We start from the raw sequence: 344 nt of genomic DNA on the forward strand, positions 1-344 counted from the left end.
GGCCGAGATCCAGCCAGCTCACCCCCCAGCCCCAGGTCAGAGGCACCGCCGCCAGCACGGCCAGGAACGGAACGATGATGAAGACCAGCAGCGCGATCTGCTCGATCGAACGCTTGCGCTCCCCGCCCAGCGTGGCGGAGGGAACGGCTGGGGTATCGGTGCCGGCGCCGGAGGGCAGCGGCTTCTTCGAGGCTTCGTCGATGACATCAGGACGTGAGGTCATGCGTGTCCCTTGTGGGGTATGAGGATGGAGGGTGATGCCGGGCTGCCGGAACCGAACAGCATTTCCTACGGGACCGTAACCTACGGCATCGTAAGTATGGCAGCGCGGGGCCCGGCGGCAA

At 66.3% G+C, this 344-nt stretch carries 1 pseudogene; it reads right to left on the reverse strand.

Annotated features, from left to right (window positions below):
• Positions 1-223, reverse strand: a pseudogene (locus J0695_RS41600) (acyl-CoA desaturase); the annotation flags it as partial.
• Positions 224-344 lie beyond the last annotated feature (121 nt).

Origin of the sequence: Streptomyces beijiangensis (genome assembly GCF_017315755.1) — a bacterium.
In the GTDB taxonomy this organism is placed as follows: Bacteria; Actinomycetota; Actinomycetes; order Streptomycetales; family Streptomycetaceae; genus Streptomyces; species Streptomyces beijiangensis.